This is a genomic window from Pantoea ananatis LMG 2665 (assembly GCF_000710035.2).
Taxonomy (GTDB): domain Bacteria; phylum Pseudomonadota; class Gammaproteobacteria; order Enterobacterales; family Enterobacteriaceae; genus Pantoea; species Pantoea ananatis.
Map to the genome: position 1 here is coordinate 524,653 of NZ_JMJJ01000005.1, position 21,045 is coordinate 545,697.

Genomic DNA, 21,045 nt, shown 5'->3' on the forward strand with positions numbered 1-21,045 from the left:
CCATAAACTGAGTTAACACAAACAGTAAAGACCGGCCACATGAGCGGCAGAGAAATTGACGTCGCCGTTTTTGGTGCCAGCCATAAAAAGAAACGGGCGACCTAAGTCGCCCGTTGTTATTGGCATCACAGCCACTGTTCAAACCATTCTGGCATCACGAAAAGGTCAAAGTGATTTACCAGCAGCATCAGCCCCACAAACAGGACCGATACAGATACCCACTGTCGGGCATAAGGGATGAAGCGAATACCAATAACCGGCTTGATAAAGAACGGATGCGCCAGCGCTGAAATCAGTACCTGTGAGATCGACAACGTCAGCGCGACGTAAAGCACGTTTGGCCAGATAAAGGTGGTCGCAAGCACAGCCATGACGACCAGGCTGGCCACGATGTTCCAGTAGAACTCCACGTTGGTTCGGCCATTTGCCTGTGAAATGGCGCCAGTTAGTCCACCCATCGGACGCAGCATGCCAAACAGCAGCATCAGCGGGATAAGATGATAAACCTGCTCGTGAGACGCACCATACAGAATGCGTACGATGACAGGAGACAAGATACCGATAGCAAGGTACATGGCACTGCTGAAGAGCATAATCACCAGCGTGCCTTTCAGGAACAGCTTCTTCAACTGCTCGGGATCCTGCTGTTTTTCCGCGAAGCGCGGTAGCGCCAGACGGTTAATCACCGGCGAAACCAACTTCAGGGGCTGCAGTACCAGCTCTTTCGCCAGAGAATAGACGCCGAGCATTTCTGCCCCCATCACTTTACCTACCACCAGCGCATCGGCCTGAGTACGAAGCTGGTTAATGGTCTGCGAACCCAGTTGATAGATACCGTAACGAATCGCACTAAAGAAAGTCTGTTTATCGAACTCCCATGTGGGACGCCATGACTTCTCACCCAGCGCGATCATGCACAGGATGCGGGTAAAGGCGTTAATAAACAGCCCCAGAATCGCGGCGGCCACCGTCAGCGAGGTAAACTCCAGCATCGCCACCACGCACAGGAAGGCAAACAGTTTGGTGCCCATTTCGATCTTCGCCAGCGACACCATGCGTTTGGTTTTAATGTAGTGGGCCTGATATTGCGAAAGATGCCCCAGCACCAGAAAGTTCAGGCTCGTCAGCATAATCAACCCTACCAGTTCCGGCAGATGATAGAACCAGGCAACAGGCCAGGCAATCAGCAGCATGACAACGCCGGTACATAAGCTGAGCGAGACGTTGACCCAATAGATGGTGCTCTGTTCGCGTCGGGTAATATTCTGGCGATGGACCAGATAACTGCTCATGCCCATGTCCTGCAGCACGCCCGCCACCGCTAAAATAGCGTTGATGATCGCCAACAGCCCCAGCTCATGGGTTTCGAGTTTACGGGCGAGAATACTCAGTTGAGCAACCTGTAATACAGCAGAGAAACAGGTACTGCCAAACAACCAAATCGCCTGTGACTTTATTCCACTCAAACCATTTGCTCCAGAATCTGTGCCAGCTCGCGATACGCGATGTGCTGATTAAACTCGGTTTCAACTTTATGTCTGGCTGCGGCAACAACCGGTGCCACGTCCACCGCGCCTTCTGACAATTTCAGCAGCGTCTCGGCCAGCGCCTCGGCGTCATCTTCCTTCACTAACCAGCCAGAAACGTTATTTTCGATCAGTTCCGGAATGCCGCTGTGGAAGGTGGAGACCACTGGCAGCCCTACCGCCATCGCCTCCATCAGCGCAACCGGAATGCCTTCCATGTCGCCATCTGCGGCCGTTTTAGAGGGCAGCAGAAATATATCCGCTTCGTTGAGGGCCTGACGGATCTCTTCCTGAGGTTTGAAACCCGGCATCGTCACGCAGTCGTCCATCTCTTCGCGCGCAATAAAGTCACGCATCATCTGATCCTGATCGCCATTGCCAATGATGGTGTACTGGAACTGGCCACCGCGCTGTTTCAGAATGGCGCTGGCTTTCACCGCTACATCCAGTCCTTTCTTTTCGGTCAGACGGGCAACGGAAACAATGCGCAACGGTGTATGGAAGGCATCACGCGGCTGGAAATTGAATTTTTCAGGTTCAATTCCCATGCGGGTAACGTGAATTTTTTCAGGCGGGCAGCCCATTTCAATCAGCTTGTTCTGCCAAAGATGGCTGATGGGCAACATCAGCTCACTCTGCTGAAACAGATTACGGTAATCCTGCTTATGCTCGTCGAGGATGTGACGACGAGAGATATCCGCCCCGTGAAACACCGTTGCCTGTTTGCCTTTCAGGATACCCAGTTCACGCAGTTTATTCGCCAGCGCCCCGGCATAGCCGAAATGCACCAGGAAAACATCCGCGACATAGGTCTGACGCGCATTGGCAACGATCGCCGGCAGCAGCAGCTTACTGGACTGTGCGCCATAGCGGCGCACGTTAAGGGAACGGAGTAACGACACTTTGGTGATTTTGGGCAGAACCAGTTTCAGCCGCTGTCCCAGCTTGTCCGTCAGGGAAATTTTTTCTTCGGGTAACAGGTAATGCGTCTTTGCCGCCAGACCATATTCGTCAAATGCGCCGTGGCGGTTGACCAGGTCTCCCGGAAATACCGAGATAATCTCAACGTCGTAACCGGCATCAATAAAATGAGTGACCTGGTTGAGAACAAAAGTTTCAGAGGCAACCGGGAAACGCATCGTGAAAAAAGTCAGTTTCATCACATCATCCTATTACGTTTAGAATCTCTTCAGTGATTCTGTTACCTACTTCCCTTTCATGCGCCACGGCGGTTTCGACGTTTTGCTTGATCGTGTCGTAGTCGGCCAGGATAGCCTGAACTTTATCAATCAGCGAACCGTCCATCAGGCTCTGAACATCGGTAGCCATTTGCGGCAGACCTAGCTGATTCATGACGCCCATGGATTTGTGTTCATAGTTGATGGCGACCGCTGGCGTACCAAAGTTCATTGAGATGATGGCAGAGTGCAGACGGGTTCCGATGGTCAGGTGACACTCGCTGAGGAGGACACCTAATTCGAGGTCATTAAATTCATCCATTACAACGTGGTAGTGCTCTGGCTGCTCAACGCGATCGCGCAAAGTGAGCGCCACCATACGGTCATCTTTGGCGTAGCTGTCGATGCCCGTACAGGTAGATAAGGCGACGACCTGATAACCGCTGGCGATCATGGCGTTGATCACGCGACCAAAGGCGGCTTCGTATTCCTGCTGCGTGACGCCCAGACGCTTATCAAACGGCGCCAGTTCACGGACCGTAATCGCGATGGTTTTGCGGGTGCGAATCACGCTCTGCCAGTGCTGCAGACTGTGGCTGGGGTTTTCAACGTGACGGGCACGTACCAGGAAGGCCGTATCCACACCGGGCATCACCTTTGAGCTGGTCACGCCATCGCGCTTCATCAGGTCAAGGCTAACGGACTCACGCAAGATAAGGCGGTCAACCCGGTCAAACACGAAGTTGGCCAGTTGATTAGTGCGGGCGTTCTGGAAAGGTCCAACGGAGTGGCCAATCAGGTAAAGCGGCTTCTTAGCCAGTAGCGCGCAGAGCGCATGGTCAAACTGGGTCACGCCATACAGATCGACAAAGAATGAACCGCCCACCTGAATGACCGCATCGTACTGCGCCAGACTTTCCGTGAAGGCTTTGAGGTGTGGCGGCACGGAGAAGGATTTGTAGGGTCCACCCTTGCCCAGATGCGCCATCATGATATTCGGCATCAGTCGGTTAGCGACTTTGCGTTTAACAGAGCCAATCAGGCCCTTACCCGAGGAGTTGTTGTGCAGGAATAGCTTATCCTGCTGAATATGTTGCTGAAGCAGATAACCGGAGCTGGTTGGATAACGGCTTATCACATCAATATCCACATCGTTGCGCGCGGCCTGAATTGAATCAATCAGTCCACGCAGAATCGCGCCATCCCCACGATTCCCACAGGTATGGTTACCCACCAATAAAATCTTCATAAAAACTCCGAATAATTTTTTCTAATTCTACCAACCGCCCAGTTCCGAAACGGGCAAAATGAATAGGGAGAAAAACAGCAAATAAAAATCCTGCACCAACATCCCAGATGCTGTTGGTGTGGCCTGCCGTATCAGGGCAGCCCTCTCTGACTACGATTTAATCGCAAAATACGGTAAGGCAACCTGCTTACCGTTAATAACGACAGACACGAATCCTTCAGGTTTGCTGGTATCCACCTTGTCATCAGACAACGCGCGGGAGGCCAGCAATAAATCCCCCTGCTCATTCGCGCCCACGCCCGCTTTACCGTTATGCAGGCTAAAGCGCTGCGGCGCGGCATGACTGCCGCTGTCCGGCGTAGCCTTCGCCATTTTGGCATCGACCCGCGCACAGCGGCCGGTGACAAAGCGATCTTTCGCCGTGCTCTTGATCATCACCGCTGCCGAAGGCGTCCAGCCTGCCAGCCTGATGAAAACCTGCGTGTCGGTATCGGTTTTAGCGACGTAGCGCACATCCACCACCGGACTGCTGCCTTCCGCCGACCAGCTGGCTTCAGCATGGTCTTTCTTACGTTGAACGTGAATAACCGCCCGGCCGCCGGTGTTTTTCCCACTGATGAGGTTCATCAGCGGCTCACCGTCCGTGCCGTTATTGAACTGCGACTGTCCAAAAATTTCGATTTCCCACGAGTCGCCAACGGTGGGGGAATAAAGATTGCCCAGTTCAAACCACACGGCCTGATTGGTGTTGTTTTCCAACAGCCAGCGTGAGGTCAGATAGTTATATTTCAGGCTGCCATCGATCGCGACGCCGTAGGACTCAACGCGGGTCGATCCCATTTCCCAGGCGCTTAGCCAACGATCGCCCTGCTCTGAGTTGTCAATCCAGCTGCCGGATTGCAGGTTGGTCTGACGCGTATTCAGGCGGGAGTGCCAGGCAATCAGCGGGTTCTTGCAGTCCTCAAGGCTTAAGGCATCGATAATCCATTGACCGTTTGAGATATCGCCGGGATTATCACAGTGCTCAATCCAGCCGTTGTGAATCAGCGACTGGCTGCAGCGCGGCAGGTTGAGAACTTTGCCGCCTTTACAGTGCTGGGCGTTAAAGTTTGACAGCTCAATCGCGGTACTGTGGTCCCAGTTCCCCTTTTTCTGACCAGACCAGCCGGCCTGAATCACGTCGCCCGTACAGGCTGAGGCGTACCACTGGTCAATCTTACAATCCAGCGTATCCAGCAGGCTGAGCGCGGTGCCGCCAACCTGGTTGAAGCGCAGGCAGGCCCCACGGAAAAACTGTCCGCCCGGGCAGGTATTACGGAACAATCCCTGCTTATTGGGATGCGTATCCGTATTGCCGTTAAAAATCAGGTTAGAGATTTCCACCCAGCGGGCGCTGACCTCGAAAACAAACGGCGATTTGCCGTCGGAGACGATGCTGGTCGCCGGGAAATACCCAAAGTTGACCATCGCACCGGAGATGCGGAAGAAACGGCGCTGCTCCTCACCGAAGTTACAGGCGGAAACGAAGAACGTGCCCGCAGGGAACTGTACGCAGATAGGCTGATCGCTCTGCTGCGACCACTGGTACATCGCTTTAATCGCGGGCGCACTGTCGGTTTTGCCGTCGGCGATAGCGCCAAAGTCAAACAGCGAGAGTCGGTTATAGTCATCGACTACGCGACGCCAGTGAAAGCCGTCGCCGCTGAAAATCACCCCCTGATCGTCCTGCGCCGGCTGGAAACTGCCGACGAATTCGCCGCCCCCCACTTCCAGGCCGGGGTGCCAGCTTTTGAGCTTGATCTTCGCGCCTTCAAACAGCGGTCGCGTCTTGCGCAGATCGTCCACCGAGGGGATCTCACCGATTAGCTGATAACCCGCAGGCTGTGCCAGACGCTGACTAAAGGCAGCCTGGCCCGGCTGGCTGACATCCGGGATGTTAAAGACCATCTGCCCGTTGCTGTCTTCCAGCGCCATAGAGTGAGACGGATTCGCGATCAGCGCCGCATTATCCTTTACAAACTGGTCAAAATTTCCCTTATTCAGGGTAATCGGCTGGGTGATTTGTGCCAGCTTGCCGCTGGCATCGCGCAGGAACACGGGGATCTGGTTACCCGCCTGGCTGGCATCGCTTCCCGACTTACCGATCCACAGTTTTCCCTGGAAGTTTTGCCAGAACTGCGGCGGCATCGCGTAGACATTTTCAGGCGTCAGAATCGGAACATCGCCTTTGGGTACCGCGCTTGCATCAACCGACTTGAGCGCCAGGCCAGTGTTTTTGGCCGCGTAGCTGGAAAAGGTGCTCACGGAGAGCGCGCCGACAAGGGCGGAGGCTGCGGTTTGCAAGACTTCTCTTCTTTTCATGCAATTAATCCCGTCGTCATGAAGGCCGTAAACTCAGCCATAAAAGGTGTCCCATGAGGCACATCAAAAGTGAGCGTCTTCAGCCCTTACACCAACGCCAGCCAGCTTTGTTTAATCTGTTTACCGTCAAACTTCAGCGCGGTTTGCTGGGTTTTTTCGCTCATGGCATAGAACAGTGCATCGTCGCTGGCCAGTTGTTCCATCCGCGCCAGAAATTCGCTTTTCTTGTTCATCGGCACCAGGAAACCGTCTTCGCCGTGATTAATAATCTCCTGTGGACCTGTCGGACAGTCATAGGCCACCACCGGCAGCGACCAGGATTTGGCTTCCAGCAGCACCAGCGGCAAACCTTCATAACGGGAGGTCATCAGCGCCATATCACTGTCGCGGTAGTAATCGTTGATATTGCTGACCTTACCGACAAACTTCACGCTGGAGGTAATGCCCAGCACGGCTGCCTGATCCTGTAGTTGCTGGCGCAGTTCACCGTCGCCGGCAATCACCAACGTCCAGTCAGGATGCGCTCTGGAAAAGTCACGCCAGATATCCAGTAACAGGTCGAACCCTTTCTGATTGTCCAGACGGCCGACCGCCAGCGCCTGACGATGGCGCGTGGTACGGTGCCAGGATTTGTACACCACCGGGTTAGGAATGGCCTGACTGGGGATGTGCCAGCGCTGAAAGACCTGATGATCTTTATCCGTCAGGACAATGACGCGGTCGTAGAAGCGCAGTAGCAGGAACTTGAGAAACTTAATGGGTTTACTGAAGGAGTTGATGGCAACGTGCTCGCAGGCATAGGCCTTGAAGCGCTTCTTTTTCAGCGTCATCAGGTTCCAGAAAGCAAACATCACGCTCAGACGGCCCATGCTGATTAAAAACACGGTGTCGAAGCCTTCCTGCTGAATACGCGCCACGGCACGTTTGATGGGGTTACTTTCACCTTCGAAGCTGACGATCTGCTTGACCTTATCGAAAGGGTAAAAGGGTTCGCCGTGCCCCTCCAGTGAGTAGATGGTGACCTCATGCGCATCACCAAGACATTCCGACATAAAGTTACAGATATTTTCGGTGCCCGCATACGAGTAAGCGTCTTTGATCACCAGGACGATTTTTTTCATGAAACGTTATCCACCTCAAATTTATACACAATCCTGCCGATCGGCTTAACGGTGTTTCAGGCTAAACAGCACACCATTCACCATATACCAAGCGTAATAGTAATAGATTTTTAACGGATTGTTTTTATAGATAATTCTTAATAGTTCGAGGTGCCATTTGGCGGCTTTGTTTTTATTACGCGACAGGGAATTTCCTAACTCGTAATAATTCACCAGAATACTCTGAATTACGCGGGCCTGTTTGTAGCGATTAAAGAGTTCGTAGAGGAAAAGGAAGTCTTCGTGACCTTTTCGCTCAAATAAAATCCCGCCTGGCGGACGGCGGAAACAGACGGATGAGAAGCACACCCGATACTGCTTTTTGACATAGCTGTCCTGCTTAAGGTAAGGCTTTGTATAGCGAATATCGTGGTCAGCTTTGCGGGTTTTGTAATGGTATTCCGTGATGACCAGATTGTCCCCGTCGGCGATAGCCTGCATCTGCTGGCGAAGCTTATCGCTGTGCCATTCGTCATCGCTGTCAAGAAAAGCGATCACCTCTTCTTGCGAAGCACGTAATCCAACATTGCGGGTTTCGGCCGCGCCCATATTGACCGCATTGTCGAGAATCGTAATACGCGGGTCCTGGCACTGCTCGCGCACCCACGCGAGTGAATCATCGGTGGATTTATCGTTGATCAGATACAGGTGCCAGTCCTGATAGGTTTGATTGATGACGGACTGTACAGCGCGTAATACCGTCTCGCGGGCATTATACATAGGCATGACAATGCCGACGGTACCAGAGTGATTATTCATTTTCATACCTGAATAAATAAAATAGACGGGGCCACCAGATAACCTTCCGGTAGCGTTAAAACGTCACGACATTCAATAGAATCAGGAGAGTGCCTTTTCGCCACCCAACCGCGCTTTCAGTTTGTCTTTCACGCGGTTCAGGAAGTAGGTGCGATTATCTTTATTGGTGAGCAGGAAGTAGCGCGCGAAGCTGACGCTCGCCATCAGCGAGTTACCGTCCATTTTGTAGCGCAGGGGCAGCTTGAATGCTTTGTAGGTGTGAATATCTCGTGCGGTAAGGTGCGGTTTCATCGTATCCAGCCAGAACAGGGAGTACTTGACCGATTCACCTTTGTGTTTGGAGCCAAACTTCGTCACCAGGTGGTAGTTGGCCAGCGGGGCGGCGATCATTTCAAACCGGTAACCCATGCGGTCGGCACGGATGCAGAAGTCATAGTCCTGATGGCGGATAAAACGCGCATCGAACTGAATTTTAGCGGCATCTTCACGCTTCAGCACGATGGTGCTGGTTTGAATAAAGCCATAACAGCCAAACAGATACTCTGCGACAGTTTCATTTTTTGCCGGAGGCTGCATCGGCATAACCTTCAGGAACGCACCGTCCTGATAGATATTTACCTGGCTGTAGATAATGGTATTGTGCTGACCCTGCGCCTCTAGCTCCGCAATCTTTTCACTGACCTGCAGAAGTTTGTCGGCATGCCACTCGTCATCGGCATCCAGAAAACTGACATAGTCGCCCGTTGCCAACTCAATGCCTTTGTTACGCGCGCCGGCACCGTTGAGTTTCACCTCAGACAAGACCAGATTGATGTCCAGGTCCTGATAGCGCTCACTGCGCACCACTTCCGCCAGCGCGGCGGCATCGGCAGATTTGTCATCCACGATGATGACTTCGAAATGGCGATACGTTTGTGCTTTAACGCAATCCAGCGTCGTGACAATCGATTCTGACGCGTTATAAGCCGGAATTACGATGGAGAAACGAATGTCCTTCATTGCCAGCACCTCATTAAAGTATTCAAAAATAAACAATTCAATCGACAAACGCCGAAGAAAAACCTGTGTTGTTACAGGCGACCGCCCCGCGAAGTGAAGCCGTTCACTGGGGGCGCGCCGCCGGGTCCGTTACCGAATCAGCCAGAACTCCTGGGCCACTTCGTACCCTACAACCGCCTGCTTGGTTGAGATGGTGTTGTAGTAGAGGTAATAGAGCAGGAAAAAAAACAGCATGCCAAACAGCGCCGGCTTCCAGACGCGTCTGGCCTGATAGATAAGCGAGGTCAGAATGATGGGTTCAACCTGTTGCAAATAGTTGGAAAGACGCGAACCTGACGGGAAGTTATACAGGAAGATGCGGATCGCCCCGCCGATAGCAAAACTTAAAATCAGCAAGTAGTTCAGACGATACTGGGCATAGTTTTCACGCTTCAGTTCTTCAGTGAGCATGAAATAGAAGAAAATAAACACCAGCATAATGTTCTTCAGGTTCGAGACTGACAGGATGCTGCCATCCATTGCATAGGAGGGATCGTTGTTATAGCCCGATGCCCTTTCCCCCAGCGATCCGAGGTGTCCGGCAATCAGGGCGATGAAGCTTGAACCCCCGACGACCGAGAGCGGCAGGCTGACAACGATGATCACCACCGGCCACCAGCGCCAGTCACGAATAAACAGGAAAGGCACCAGCGTTATCACCATAACGGCGGTGTTGTGACTCATGAACGACAGGATAAAAAAGGTAAACGCCCACCAGTAACGCTTCAGGTAGATCGTCCACAGCACGCCGAGGAACAGGGCGGAGCTTAAGCCAAAACGTATCTGGTTGATGTCTTTGTTAATAAAGATGTGCGCCGAATACAGCGCCAGCGCCAGTACCGGATAAGGCGACATCTTTCTGAAAAAGAAGGCGTTAATGGATACCGCAATCGCACAGAAGACGAACAGAAACACGCTGGCGTTATGCGAAAACAGACTCGTTATCCACGCCATCGCAAAAATCAGCGGTTCGTAGCGGAAAAACGCGACGGTATTGAAAAAACCGTTGATCTGAATGCGCCGTACAAAGTCCTCAAAGAAACTGCGGTACTGGAAGTCATCCATGCCGGTGCCGAGGCCACGAATCCCCCCGAATACGATCAGAATAATGGCCGCAAAGCACAGCAGCCAGGTCAAAATATAATTTGTGCGTTCGTCTTTTTTCACCAGGATTTCGAACAGCGAAATCAGCAGCAAAAACCCTGATATATACCAATATGGAGCCATGGTGTGATTCCTTAAATCCACAAGTTCTCATGCCAACAGTGGCCAGTGCTGATTACCTTCCGGGTTGATCTCTCAGCAGGTCTGCGCCGACATCGCGACAGACAAAAGCGTGTTGATGATGAATTCTGATGATTGACGTTAGATCGTCGCTTATTGTGCGTTGTATCCAGAATCACCTGTGCAAATCGTTACGTGTCGTTATCTTGAGCCAGGGATCAAAAGGGGCGGTCAAACCCGCCCCTTTTCTTTCAGCTCTTAGCTTTTCGTTGGTTTACCGTACTCGTAGTCGTAGTAGTCATAACCATAACCGTACGAGTTAGCCGCTTTACGTACCACGGCGTTCAGGATAACCCCTTTGATTTCGATACCGTTCTGCGCGAAGCGTTTGAAGCTGACATCCACTTCTTTTGTGGTGTTGGTTTCAAAACGCGCCACCATCAGCGAGGTACCGGCCAGCTTACCGATGATGGACGCATCCGTTACGGCCAGAATCGGCGGTGTATCAATCAGGACTAAATCATAGTTTTTGCTTGCCCACTCCAGCAGCTCACCCATGCGGCGGTGCATCAACAGCTCTGACGGGTTCGGTGGAACCTGTCCGCGCGGCAGGAAATCAAAACCGTATGGCCCTTGCTGAATCATGGTCGGCGTAAACTCGGTTTTGCCAGACAGGACGTTAGACAGACCGGATTTATTGTCCGCACCCAGCAGTTCGTGAGTGTAACCGCGGCGCATGTCACCATCGATAAACAACACCTTCTGACCGGCCTTGGCCACCAGGGTAGCGAGGTTAACGCAGATAAAGGTTTTACCAATACCCGGGCTGGCGCCGGTGATCATCAGAATGTTGTTTTTCGCTTCCATCATGGCGAAGTGCAGGCTGGTACGCAGGCTACGAATCGCTTCAATAGAGAGGTCGGTTGGATTACCCAGAGCCAACAGCGTCTCATGCGGATCGGTTTTGCCTTTGTGACCGCGACGCGCCAGTGCTTCGGTATCCTTCTTACGCTGCCACTCAGAGAGCGGTACGCTGGCATAGACGTTCATGCCCAGCTCTTCCAGCTGTTCCGGGTTCTCGATACCGTGATGCAACAGCGCTTTAAGCAGAACCACACCGACGGACACCATCAGCCCCAGAATCAGGCTGGCTGCGATGATCAGCAGCTTTTTCGGCGCAACCGGCGAGTTTGCCGTGGCGGCCTGATCGATGATGCGAACATCACCCACGGTGCTGGCCTTACTGATGCTCAGCTCTTGCTGGCGGTTCAGTAACTGCATGTAGATTTCCTGGCCTGACTGCACATCGCGGGTCAGACGCAGAATCTCCTGCTGAGTTTTCGGCATCTGCGCAATTTTCTTGTTCAGCTGCGCCTGCTCATCTTCCAGCGTTTTACGCTTTTCCAACAGTGCCCGATAGGTAGGGTGATCTTTGGTGAACAGCTGCGAAACTTCGGCCTCGCGGAACGTCAGCTCGTTAAGCTGGCTCTGCACGCTAACGGATGAATCCAGCGCAGACTTGGCTTCAAGCGACAGGTCAACGGACTCATTCTCACGGCGGAAGGCGTTAAGTTTGTCTTCCGCCTGATCCAGTTTGCCACGCACTTCCGGTAGTTGCTGTTTCAGGAACTCCAGGCTTTTCTCGGCCTGTTCGGATTTACGCTGCACGTTCTGTAACAGGTAGTTATTCACGATCTGGTTCAGAACTTTGCTGATCTGCTCCTGATCTTCACCCACATACTGCAGTCCCAGTACGCCGGTGTCTTTCCCTTTGTCTGCAACGGTCAGGTTAGACAGGATGCTGTTAATTGCCTGCAGATCGTTGAGTTTGGTGACGGTAAACGTGGTCCCCGGCTCCGCATTGATATCGCTGACCAGCATGCTCACATCGCCGTGTTTTTCGAACTGCCCCACTTTGCCTTTGAACAGCTCATCGCCATCGGCAGAAACGGTATAGCTGTCTTTACCCGTAACCTCGAGCTCAACACTGCGCTTCTCGATCGTACGCGGAATCTCCAGACGGGAGATCGCAACATTGCCAGGCTTGTTGCCCATCAGGCGCGACAGACCTTTGCCGATAACCGGGAAATAGTTCTGTGAAACCACTGCATCCAGGCCAAGATCCTGAACGGTTTTTCCCAGCACCATGCGTGATTCAAGAATCTGGATTTCGGTATCCGATGCTGGCGTCGTGGGCATCAGCGTCTGTAATTCATTCAGGACGGTGCTGGTATTCTTCTGCTCCACCTGAACCATGGCATCGGCGCTGTAAATAGGCGTCGCAAACAGTGTGTAGAGCGTTGCTACCAGCATGAAAAAAGCGGTGACAGCGACGATAACCCAACGGTGATCAATAAGCTGTCCCACAAGATGCGCCAGATCCCACCCATTCGATTCCTCGCGCGGCGCGGTCATGACTTTGTTTTTTATATTCATGGATAATCCCAACTATCGGCTTAGTACGCTGACCCATTTCTGAGTGGCGTGTTCCAGTAACCCGTAAACCTCTTCAAAGGCCTCACGGCTTTTTCTGTACGGATCCGCAATTTCCTTCTGATTGAGCCAGTGCCCAAGCAGCATCGTTTTGCCGCGTGCAGCCGGATCGATGCGGTTTACCTGTTCAATGTGGCGCTTTTCCATCACCAGAATCAGGTCATACTCCCGGCACAGGCTGGCCGTTAGCTGCTGAGCCTCATGACCTTCCAGCGATAAGCCTTTTTCGGCTGCCACCTCCGTCGCCGTTTTATCCGCCGCGTGCCCAACCAGGGCGCCGAGTCCGGCGGAGGCCACAGGCAGGTGCGGCAGCGCGCGTTTGAACAGGCGCTCTCCCGTAGGAGAGCGGCAGATGTTGCCTACGCAGACGACTAACACGGACTTAATCATGGCGAAACCTTAGTTCGACCAGTTGCGGATGCGCTGTGCAGCCTGCGTCGCATCGTTAACACCGGCTATGGTTGGTATCAACTGCGATATCACGCGGTTCCAACGCGTCAGCGGCGTCGATGTCACGTAGACGATATCGTAAGGTTCAAGTTGGAATTCGGTACCCATCACCATGGATGCCGCATCTTTGGTATTCAGCTGGTAGATATTGGCGATTTTGCTGCGATCGGAGCCGCGCGTCGGTCGGATAACAAAGACCCCGGTCGCGTCGGACGTGGTTTGATCCATGCCTGCCGCATTACCCAGCGCTTCAGCCAGGGTCATACCGCTGCGGTCCATTTTCAGGGTGGCCTGCTGTTTCACTTCGCCCATGACAAACACTTTCAGGTCGTCGTTACGCGGCACATACAGGATGTCACCCGGATAAAGCAGGTGATTCTGGCTCAGATCGCCGTTCTGCATCAGGGCCTGCAGTGACACGCGCTGCTCACGGCCGTTGTGGGTCAGGATAACGTTGCGCCAGTCTGCGTCCGCCGCTAAGCCGCCCGCTGCGTTAATCGCATCCAGGATAGTCAGCGGTACGTTGGTGATAGGCTGCTGGCCTGAGGTCGTCACGGCACCGGTCACGTAAGTCTTCTGTGACTTAAACGAGGCAATGCTGACGTCAACCTGAGGGCTTTCGATGTACTGCGCCAGACGACGCGCCACTTCATTACGCACGTCACCTACGGTACGGCCAGCAACACGGACGCGGCCGATGTAAGGATAGAAAATCGTGCCGTCGGAATGGACCCAGTTACCGGTGTCACTGGCGCTACGGTACTGACCGGCAGGCGTGGTGAGTTCGGGGTGATCCCACACGGTGACGGTGAGAACATCACCAATGCCGATGCGGTATTCGTAGTTCTGAATTTCGGTTTGTAACGACGGATTAGCCTGTGCCACAAGTGGCTTAGGACGCATTTTCTCCACCAGGCCTGGCGTTAACGGATAAACGTTAACGTACTTGTCGATGTCAAAATTGCTGTCCTGCTGCTCAATGACATCTTTTCCCGAAGTGGATAAATTTTGCCCCGGCACGACAGTACACCCGGCCATAAAAGTTGCAGATACCAGAACAGGTATCATCTTCATTTTCATTGTAATCATTTAGATCTTCGCTATCAGTTAATGTTTGATAGAGGCGAATACGCCGCTGTGTAAGCGCTCGAAAAAAGTAAGCTATCCTGACTCAGGCCCTGAACATGTCGTTCATTATTCTTAGCTCCTGTCTTGTACCCATCACGCGCTTTACCCGGAACGGAATAAAGCAAAGCAGAACATTTCGGTTTATCAATGCCGTACCGCTTTTTTTTAGAGAAATCTGCCCGCCGGAACCTGAAGTGGCACTTCGGCGCGCGGCTGACAGAGGCTCTTTTGCGGCTAATAAGCACCATCACGTTTCAAAACCACACCCACGGTTTTGAACAAAATTGCAATGTCGTTCCACAGCGACCAGTTTTTTACATACCATGAGTCGAAGTAGACGCGCGTTTCATAATCCACATCGTTACGGCCGCTCACCTGCCACAATCCGGTCATACCCGGTTTTGCCATCAGGTAGTAATCGACATCGCCCGCATAACGCGCCAGTTCGTCTTCAATAACCGGGCGCGGCCCGACCAGGCTCATGTCGCCGCGTACGACGTTCCACAACTGCGGCAGCTCATCAAGGCTGGTTTTACGAATAAAGTGACCGACTTTAGTAATACGGGGATCGTTTTTGAGTTTAAAATCTTTATCCCATTCAGCACGGGCAACCGGATCGGTTCGCAAGACTTCCTCAAGCACTTCTTTCGAGTTGATCACCATTGAACGGAACTTAAGGCATTTAAATTTACGCCCGTTCAGGCCGACGCGTTCGTGACCATAAATAGGCGGCCCGCCATCACGTCCCACCAGGAATCCCAGCACTAGCAGCGCCGGTAACAGCATCAAAATGATGGAGAGTGCCCCGAAGATATCGAACGTGCGCTTCAGGAAGCGTGAGGTACGTTTGGCCAGGTTATTCTGAACACGCAGGATCATGACTTCATGGCTGAAGATATAAGCCATGTCAGTGCCGTACAGCGGCACCCCACGTAAGGTAGGAATCACTGAAACAGAGCGGCAGTTATGCATCGCCAGCGATTTCAGCCACATGTCACGATACTGACTTTGCTCAAACTCAACCGCCACAATGAACTGGGTTTCACTGTTAGTGAGCCTCCACAGCGCCTGCTCGTCGCGCAGCACCGGAATACCCGAAATCAGCTCTTGTGGGCAGGATCCGTCCACGTCATAGAAGGCAATAACCTCAAAGCCCATAACCTCTTCGCTTTGCAGAGCCTCCCACGCTTCCTGGGCATTTTTATTGCTGCCAATAATGATGGTCTGCTTCTTCCACAGGCCGTATTTATTCAGCAGGCGTTTGGACAGTGCGCGGCACACCGGCATTGCCACCAGGGCGATAAGCCACGTTAACAGCCAGACAAAGCGCGACATCTGCCATTGAGACAGGGCCGTGATCGACAGTTCAATGACGGAAAAAATGAGAATGGTACGAAAAATTTCTTTTAATTCGAACCAAAACGGTTTGCGGTAGGTGTAATGGCGCAGTCTGACCCAAAACCAGCCCACGCAAATTACTGACAGACAGATGTGTGTAGCAACTTTTAAATTAAATTCCCGATCAGACATATCCGATAACAGTGAAGGAGATGTCATATTAATTAGCATCATCGCGATAAATAATGCCGCGTTGAAACATATTAAATCAGAACAAGCCAATAATAATTTGGTGATAAGACTTTTAAACGTAAATTCATTATCGCGCATATTTAACTCTTTATTTTATTTCCTTAACCCACCACACCAGACGCTTAAGTGACCAGCATTGTCTCTTAAGCCCGAGCGTTTCTGAGGGGAGCTCCTGCGGCATTTACGCCATTGCCATTGACTATGAAACCAATAATACCGTGCACAATACCAACAGATTACTCTGACTTTATCAGCAATGTGCTGATTAAATATCAAACCGAAGCGGTGACGCAGACACGCTACCGCCCTTGGCTGTCGCTGCCAATACCGCCCTGATAACCTCTGTTTCTCCCTGCGCCGCGCGCGATTGCGCACAAAGCGTCCTTGTGCAGAATGCGTTGACATTCTGCTGCGTACCGAGGCGGTTGATTGCGCAAATTACAGATTCGGGCGCAGGCGTTGTCTAACTCGTTGCTATACTAGTTATTACTGGCATGTTTACAAGTAGACCCCGCCATCCCCGGACTATTTTAGGAAAAAGACTACCAGTAATAAGTATTGAAGCCGCTCATTTTCAGCTTTCAGGTAGGAAAAAATCAGATTTATTCCATGTTCGCACCAGGAATAATCGCATAAGAAATTCCTCTGAATGAGAAATACGGTGACATTAATCTGCAACCTTTATGCGCTACCTTCACCGCCGCATTAATCAATCTGCTGAAGAATTATCCTGTAATTAATGTATGGGCTATTCAATTAAATCGTAAAGACCCTGTAAGCTCGCTATTTGTCCCAAGGCCATCTCTCCACTATCATCAGACAAAGCTTATTTTTAGACATTCAGGTGAATAAAGCATGCTGGAGGTATTGGCCGATCCCTCGCTATGGGCAGGATTAGTAACGCTAATCGTTCTTGAACTGGTACTGGGTATCGATAACCTGGTCTTTATCGCTATTCTGGTCGAGAAGCTGCCGGCAGCCGCACGCGACCGCGCGCGGGTGATTGGCCTGCTGATGGCGCTGGTGTGCCGACTGCTGCTGTTAGCCTCCCTGTCCTGGCTGGTCACGCTGACGCAGCCATTGATTACGCTGGCTAATCACGCCTTCAGCGCGCGCGACCTGCTGCTGCTGTTTGGCGGACTGTTTTTGCTGTTCAAAGCGACAACCGAATTGAACGAACGGCTCGAAGGGGAGGACGAGGAGAACGCTCAACAAAAAGGCGGCGCTAAATTCTGGCCTGTCGTGGCGCAAATCGTGGTGTTGGACGCGATTTTTTCGCTGGATGCGGTGATTACTGCCGTCGGTATGGTAAACGACCTGCCGGTCATGATGGTGGCGGTTACCGTGGCGATTTTATTGATGCTGCTCGCCAGTAAACCCCTTACCCGTTTCGTCAACAGTCACCCGACCATCGTTATTCTGTGCCTGAGCTTTTTACTGATGATTGGCTTTAGTCTGGTGGCTGAAGGCTTTGGCTTTGTTATTCCTAAAGGCTATCTCTATGCGGCGATCGGTTTCTCCGTGCTAATCGAAGCCCTGAACCAGCTGGCACAGTTTAACCGGCGCAAGGTGCTGTCGGCGGGTCGTCCGTTACGCCAGCGCACTGCCGAAGCGGTATTACGTCTGTTACGTGGCGAAGCCGAACAGGCGGAACTGGATGCAAAAACTTCGTCAATGATTGCCGATGGAGAGGCTGTCGCGCTGTTTAATCGCCAGGAGCGCGTGATGATCGCCAGAGTGATGGGGCTTGGGCAGCGTCATGTCAACACCATCATGACGACGCGTCACGATGTTCAGCACATTGATTTAAGCGACGATCCGGCGGAGATCATGGCTAACCTTGATCGTAATCAGCATACGCGCATCGTTGTTACGGACAACAGCAAAGAGCCGCTCGGCATTGTGCATGTTAACGATCTGCTCCATCAGTCACTGCATCACCACTCCCTTGATTTACGCAGCCTGATTCGTCAGCCCCTGGTGTTCCACGAGCACATCACCTTGTTACAAGCGCTGGAGCTGTTTCGTCAGGGTCACACACATTTTGCATTTGTGGTCGATGAGTTTGGTTCGGTAGAGGGCGTGGTCACGTTGAGCGACTTAATGGAAACCATTGCGGGAAATCTGCCAAATGAAGCAGGCGAAACCGATGCCCGCTATGATATCCAGCCTAACGGGTCGGGTGGCTGGATTGCCAATGGCCAAATGCCGCTGGAGGATCTGGCGATGTACGTGACGTTACCGCTGGATGAGAAGCGTAATTATCATACGCTGGCCGGATTAGTGATGGATCGCCTGCAGAATATTCCCCAGGAAGGTGAAGAGATCCTCCTTGGGGATTACCGCTTACGTACTCTGCAGGTTGAACAGCACCGGGTTCAGAAGGTTGAAATTCTGCCGCAGCCTGACATGCAACAGCATGCCGCGCCTTAAGGGCGTGCCGAATCTGGCTGCGTGGCGTTATTTCCTTTTAATTGCTGACGATCAAGCCACTGATTCAGGCGCGATTTCGCCTCATTCTGCAGCTTCTCGCGCAGCATATCGTCAACCGGCAGCGTATATTGCGGATTCTCCCAGCTGCCGTAAAGACGAAACGGGATCACCTGATCGGATAAGGCCGCAACCAGTTTTTCATCCCCGTGCCAGCCGCTCAGCGTCAGGCCCAATGTAACGTCTAACTGCTGCTGCACCATGTTGACGCTCCCATCGCCACGTAACGTCAGCTGCTTGCTTTCGCCGCTGAGATGGTTAAAGGACAGGAGGCCGTTCTTCAGCGCAAGCTGACCGCTGATGTGATCGATTCCCTGTCCCAATACCTGATCGTCGCTGCTGACGCGATCGCTCACGCGCGCCACCGCGCGACGGACCATCTGCTGTAAGTCAATTTGCGCCAGTTTCAGATGGCTCACACGGACATCCGCCTTGCCCTGCCAGCTCTGTTTCGCGTCCTCAAGGGTGAGGTTATCACCGGCCAACTCGCCGTTAAGATCAAGAGTTCCCTGCAGCGACTGAGGCAGGGCCAACGCCTTCAGTAATGGCTGGAGATCAACCTGACTCAACACGGGTTTGAAACTGACGTGCGTAACGGGCTGACGAATATCAATGCTGCCGGGAACGGAGAAACGCCCCTGCCCCACCGTTCCTGACAAGGTATTAAATGTCATCAGTCCCTGTTGGTTGACCGCATCCACAGCCAGTTTTGAGAGCGTAAGACCTCGCCAGACCGCGCTGTCCGCCTGCAGTTTTATGTCCAGATCGATATCGTTGAGCGGCGAGTCCGCATTGGTGGGTTCGCGCTGGTCTGCAATCACCGGCGCAGGGGCAATCTGGCTGCTTTGTCCACTCACCTGCTGAGTTAACGAAGAGATAAAAAGCAGGTTATCCATATCCAGTGAGGTCGCATGAAGATCCAGAGACAGCTTTTGCGGAGCCGTAAGATCGCCCTGCGCGCTGCCGCTGAGAACACTGTCGTTGGCGTTAAGCTTAAGATCGGACAGGGCAACGGTATTTCTGTCGCCATTCCAGTTTCCCTGGAAGCTCAGCGTACCTTTAATGCCCTGCGGTGGCAGGCTGGCCCCGGACAACGCGTAATCCAGTTGTTCGAGCTGACCACTGAGCTGATGGGGATACTGCGATTTATCAAATTGCCCCTTCAGATTGATCATCGCCGTGCGCTGGTTGCGTGTCAGGCTGGTGCTGAGATTGACAGTTGCCAGGCTCGACTGATCCTGCTCCATATTCAGGTTGAGATTACGGAAGGTGAACGCATCGCCGCCAGGCTGTTGCCAGATAAACAGGCTGTCCATCAGCTGGAGTTTGCCGATATCGAAAGACCATCGGTCTGAAGATGCAGGCTCGCTGTTGTGCGGACCGCGCGGGGCATTTTGCGGTACCTGCGCCGTGCTGTCTGGCGTGACCCGCACCACCGCGTTTTTCAGCATCACCTGGCTCACGCTCAGCTGATGTGATAGCAAGGGCAGAAGATTCACATCCAGCCGCATATTGTCTGCAGAGACCACGGGCTGGGCTGCACCGGGCGCGGTCAGGCTCATGCGCCCGGCCAGAATGCTGAGTTTAGGCCAGACGTGCCAACGCAAATCGCCATTGATAGTGAGTTGATAACCGCTGCGCTGTTCGACCTGTTGCACCATATAGCTGCGAAAGTCGTTGGGGTTGACCAGCATAACCAGGGCTGTTAATCCCGCTACGACCACCACCAGTAAGATGGCCAGCGTGGTTATCACTCTTCTCATCACATCCTCATGAATTAATCTTTGTCGATACGACTGGCATCAGCACCCTGCTGGCCACGATATTTAGCATTTTCACGGCGATTATAAGGACGCGCGGCAGGTCCCGAAAGCGGTTCAAAGCTTAGCGCACCAATCAGCATTCCCGGGCGCAGTGCCAGAGGCAGTTTGCCAGAATTATAGAACTCCAGCACGATACGGCCCTGCCAGCCCGGATCGATACGATGCGCGGTCACGTGGACCATCAGGCCCAGGCGGGCAAGCGAGGAGCGCCCGTCCAGCCAGCCAACCAGATCGTCGGGAATGGTCACAGATTCCAGCGTTACCGCCAGGGCCAGCTCGCCGGGATGGAGAAAGAATGCTTCTCCCTCGGGGAGAACGATCTCATCACTCATCACGCGATCCAGGGCCGCGCTCACTTCGTGCTTCGGCCCGCTCAGATCAATAAACGCGGCGGTATGTCCGCTGAATGTCCGGAACTGATTGCCTAAACGTACGTCGACCGTTGCACCGTTGATCCGTTCCACCGGTGGCCGTGGCGTGATCGCCAGTTTCCCGCTATCCAGCCAGGCTTCAATATCGCGGTCGCATAATCTCATTACGGTAACTCCATGAAGTAAGTGTAGCGAACAGGCGGCA

15 protein-coding genes are annotated in these 21,045 nt (G+C 52.8%); 1 reads left to right on the forward strand and 14 read right to left on the reverse strand.

Annotated elements, in window-relative coordinates; translation table 11 throughout:
• Nucleotides 1-125: 125 nt before the first annotated feature.
• The 12 genes from EL29_RS10420 to wbaP form a co-directional block, all read right to left on the reverse strand.
• Nucleotides 126-1,466: a lipopolysaccharide biosynthesis protein gene (locus EL29_RS10420; protein WP_013026374.1), complete on the reverse strand. Its 1,341-nt coding sequence runs from the start codon at nucleotides 1,464-1,466 to the stop codon at nucleotides 126-128.
• A complete protein-coding gene (locus EL29_RS10425) occupies nucleotides 1,463-2,686 on the reverse strand; it encodes a glycosyltransferase (protein WP_014594078.1) in 1,224 nt (407 codons plus the stop codon). Before EL29_RS10425 ends, EL29_RS10420 begins: the two co-directional genes overlap by 4 nt.
• Before the next feature lie 4 nt (nucleotides 2,687-2,690).
• Nucleotides 2,691-3,953, reverse strand: coding sequence for a colanic acid biosynthesis pyruvyl transferase WcaK (gene wcaK, locus EL29_RS10430; protein ID WP_013026376.1), 1,263 nt, complete (start codon nucleotides 3,951-3,953; stop codon nucleotides 2,691-2,693).
• Nucleotides 3,954-4,103: 150 nt separating this feature from the next.
• Nucleotides 4,104-6,314, reverse strand: a complete 2,211-nt coding sequence (locus EL29_RS10435) for a phage tailspike protein (RefSeq protein WP_028715323.1) — start codon at nucleotides 6,312-6,314, stop codon at nucleotides 4,104-4,106.
• An 86-nt stretch (nucleotides 6,315-6,400) separates the two neighbouring features.
• Nucleotides 6,401-7,435 carry a glycosyltransferase family 4 protein gene (locus tag EL29_RS10440; protein WP_014605451.1) on the reverse strand — a complete coding sequence of 345 codons (1,035 nt, stop codon included), beginning with the start codon at nucleotides 7,433-7,435 and terminating at the stop codon, nucleotides 6,401-6,403.
• Between the two features lie 45 nt (nucleotides 7,436-7,480).
• Nucleotides 7,481-8,233: a glycosyltransferase family 2 protein gene (locus EL29_RS10445; RefSeq protein WP_014605450.1), complete on the reverse strand. Its 753-nt coding sequence runs from the start codon at nucleotides 8,231-8,233 to the stop codon at nucleotides 7,481-7,483.
• Between the two features lie 81 nt (nucleotides 8,234-8,314).
• Nucleotides 8,315-9,232, reverse strand: a complete 918-nt coding sequence (locus tag EL29_RS10450; RefSeq protein WP_028715324.1) for a glycosyltransferase family 2 protein — start codon at nucleotides 9,230-9,232, stop codon at nucleotides 8,315-8,317.
• A gap of 129 nt (nucleotides 9,233-9,361) precedes the next feature.
• Complete coding sequence (locus EL29_RS10455; RefSeq protein ID WP_014594082.1) at nucleotides 9,362-10,498, reverse strand: EpsG family protein; 1,137 nt, start codon at nucleotides 10,496-10,498, stop codon at nucleotides 9,362-9,364.
• Between the two features lie 255 nt (nucleotides 10,499-10,753).
• Nucleotides 10,754-12,931 carry a tyrosine-protein kinase Wzc gene (gene wzc, locus EL29_RS10460; protein WP_014594083.1) on the reverse strand — a complete coding sequence of 726 codons (2,178 nt, stop codon included), beginning with the start codon at nucleotides 12,929-12,931 and terminating at the stop codon, nucleotides 10,754-10,756.
• 12 nt (nucleotides 12,932-12,943) lie between these two features.
• Nucleotides 12,944-13,378, reverse strand: coding sequence for an arsenate reductase/protein-tyrosine-phosphatase family protein (locus tag EL29_RS10465; protein ID WP_013026383.1), 435 nt, complete (start codon nucleotides 13,376-13,378; stop codon nucleotides 12,944-12,946).
• A gap of 9 nt (nucleotides 13,379-13,387) precedes the next feature.
• Nucleotides 13,388-14,527, reverse strand: a complete 1,140-nt coding sequence (locus EL29_RS10470) for a polysaccharide export protein (RefSeq protein ID WP_013026384.1) — start codon at nucleotides 14,525-14,527, stop codon at nucleotides 13,388-13,390.
• 273 nt (nucleotides 14,528-14,800) lie between these two features.
• Nucleotides 14,801-16,234, reverse strand: a complete 1,434-nt coding sequence (gene wbaP / locus EL29_RS10475) for an undecaprenyl-phosphate galactose phosphotransferase WbaP (RefSeq protein ID WP_013026385.1) — start codon at nucleotides 16,232-16,234, stop codon at nucleotides 14,801-14,803.
• A 777-nt stretch (nucleotides 16,235-17,011) separates the two neighbouring features.
• On the opposite strand from wbaP, the gene EL29_RS10480 reads away from it, so the two are divergent.
• Nucleotides 17,012-18,589, forward strand: a complete 1,578-nt coding sequence (locus EL29_RS10480; protein WP_028715325.1) for a TerC family protein — start codon at nucleotides 17,012-17,014, stop codon at nucleotides 18,587-18,589.
• Here the strand turns inward: EL29_RS10480 and asmA are convergent.
• Both asmA and dcd read right to left on the reverse strand, forming a co-directional pair.
• Nucleotides 18,586-20,409 (reverse strand): outer membrane assembly protein AsmA, encoded by a 1,824-nt coding sequence (gene asmA, locus EL29_RS10485; protein ID WP_028715326.1) that lies wholly within the window; start codon nucleotides 20,407-20,409, stop codon nucleotides 18,586-18,588. The genes EL29_RS10480 and asmA overlap by 4 nt on opposite strands.
• 14 nt (nucleotides 20,410-20,423) lie before the next feature.
• Nucleotides 20,424-21,005, reverse strand: a complete 582-nt coding sequence (gene dcd / locus EL29_RS10490) for a dCTP deaminase (RefSeq protein ID WP_013026388.1) — start codon at nucleotides 21,003-21,005, stop codon at nucleotides 20,424-20,426.
• Nucleotides 21,006-21,045: the final 40 nt, after the last annotated feature.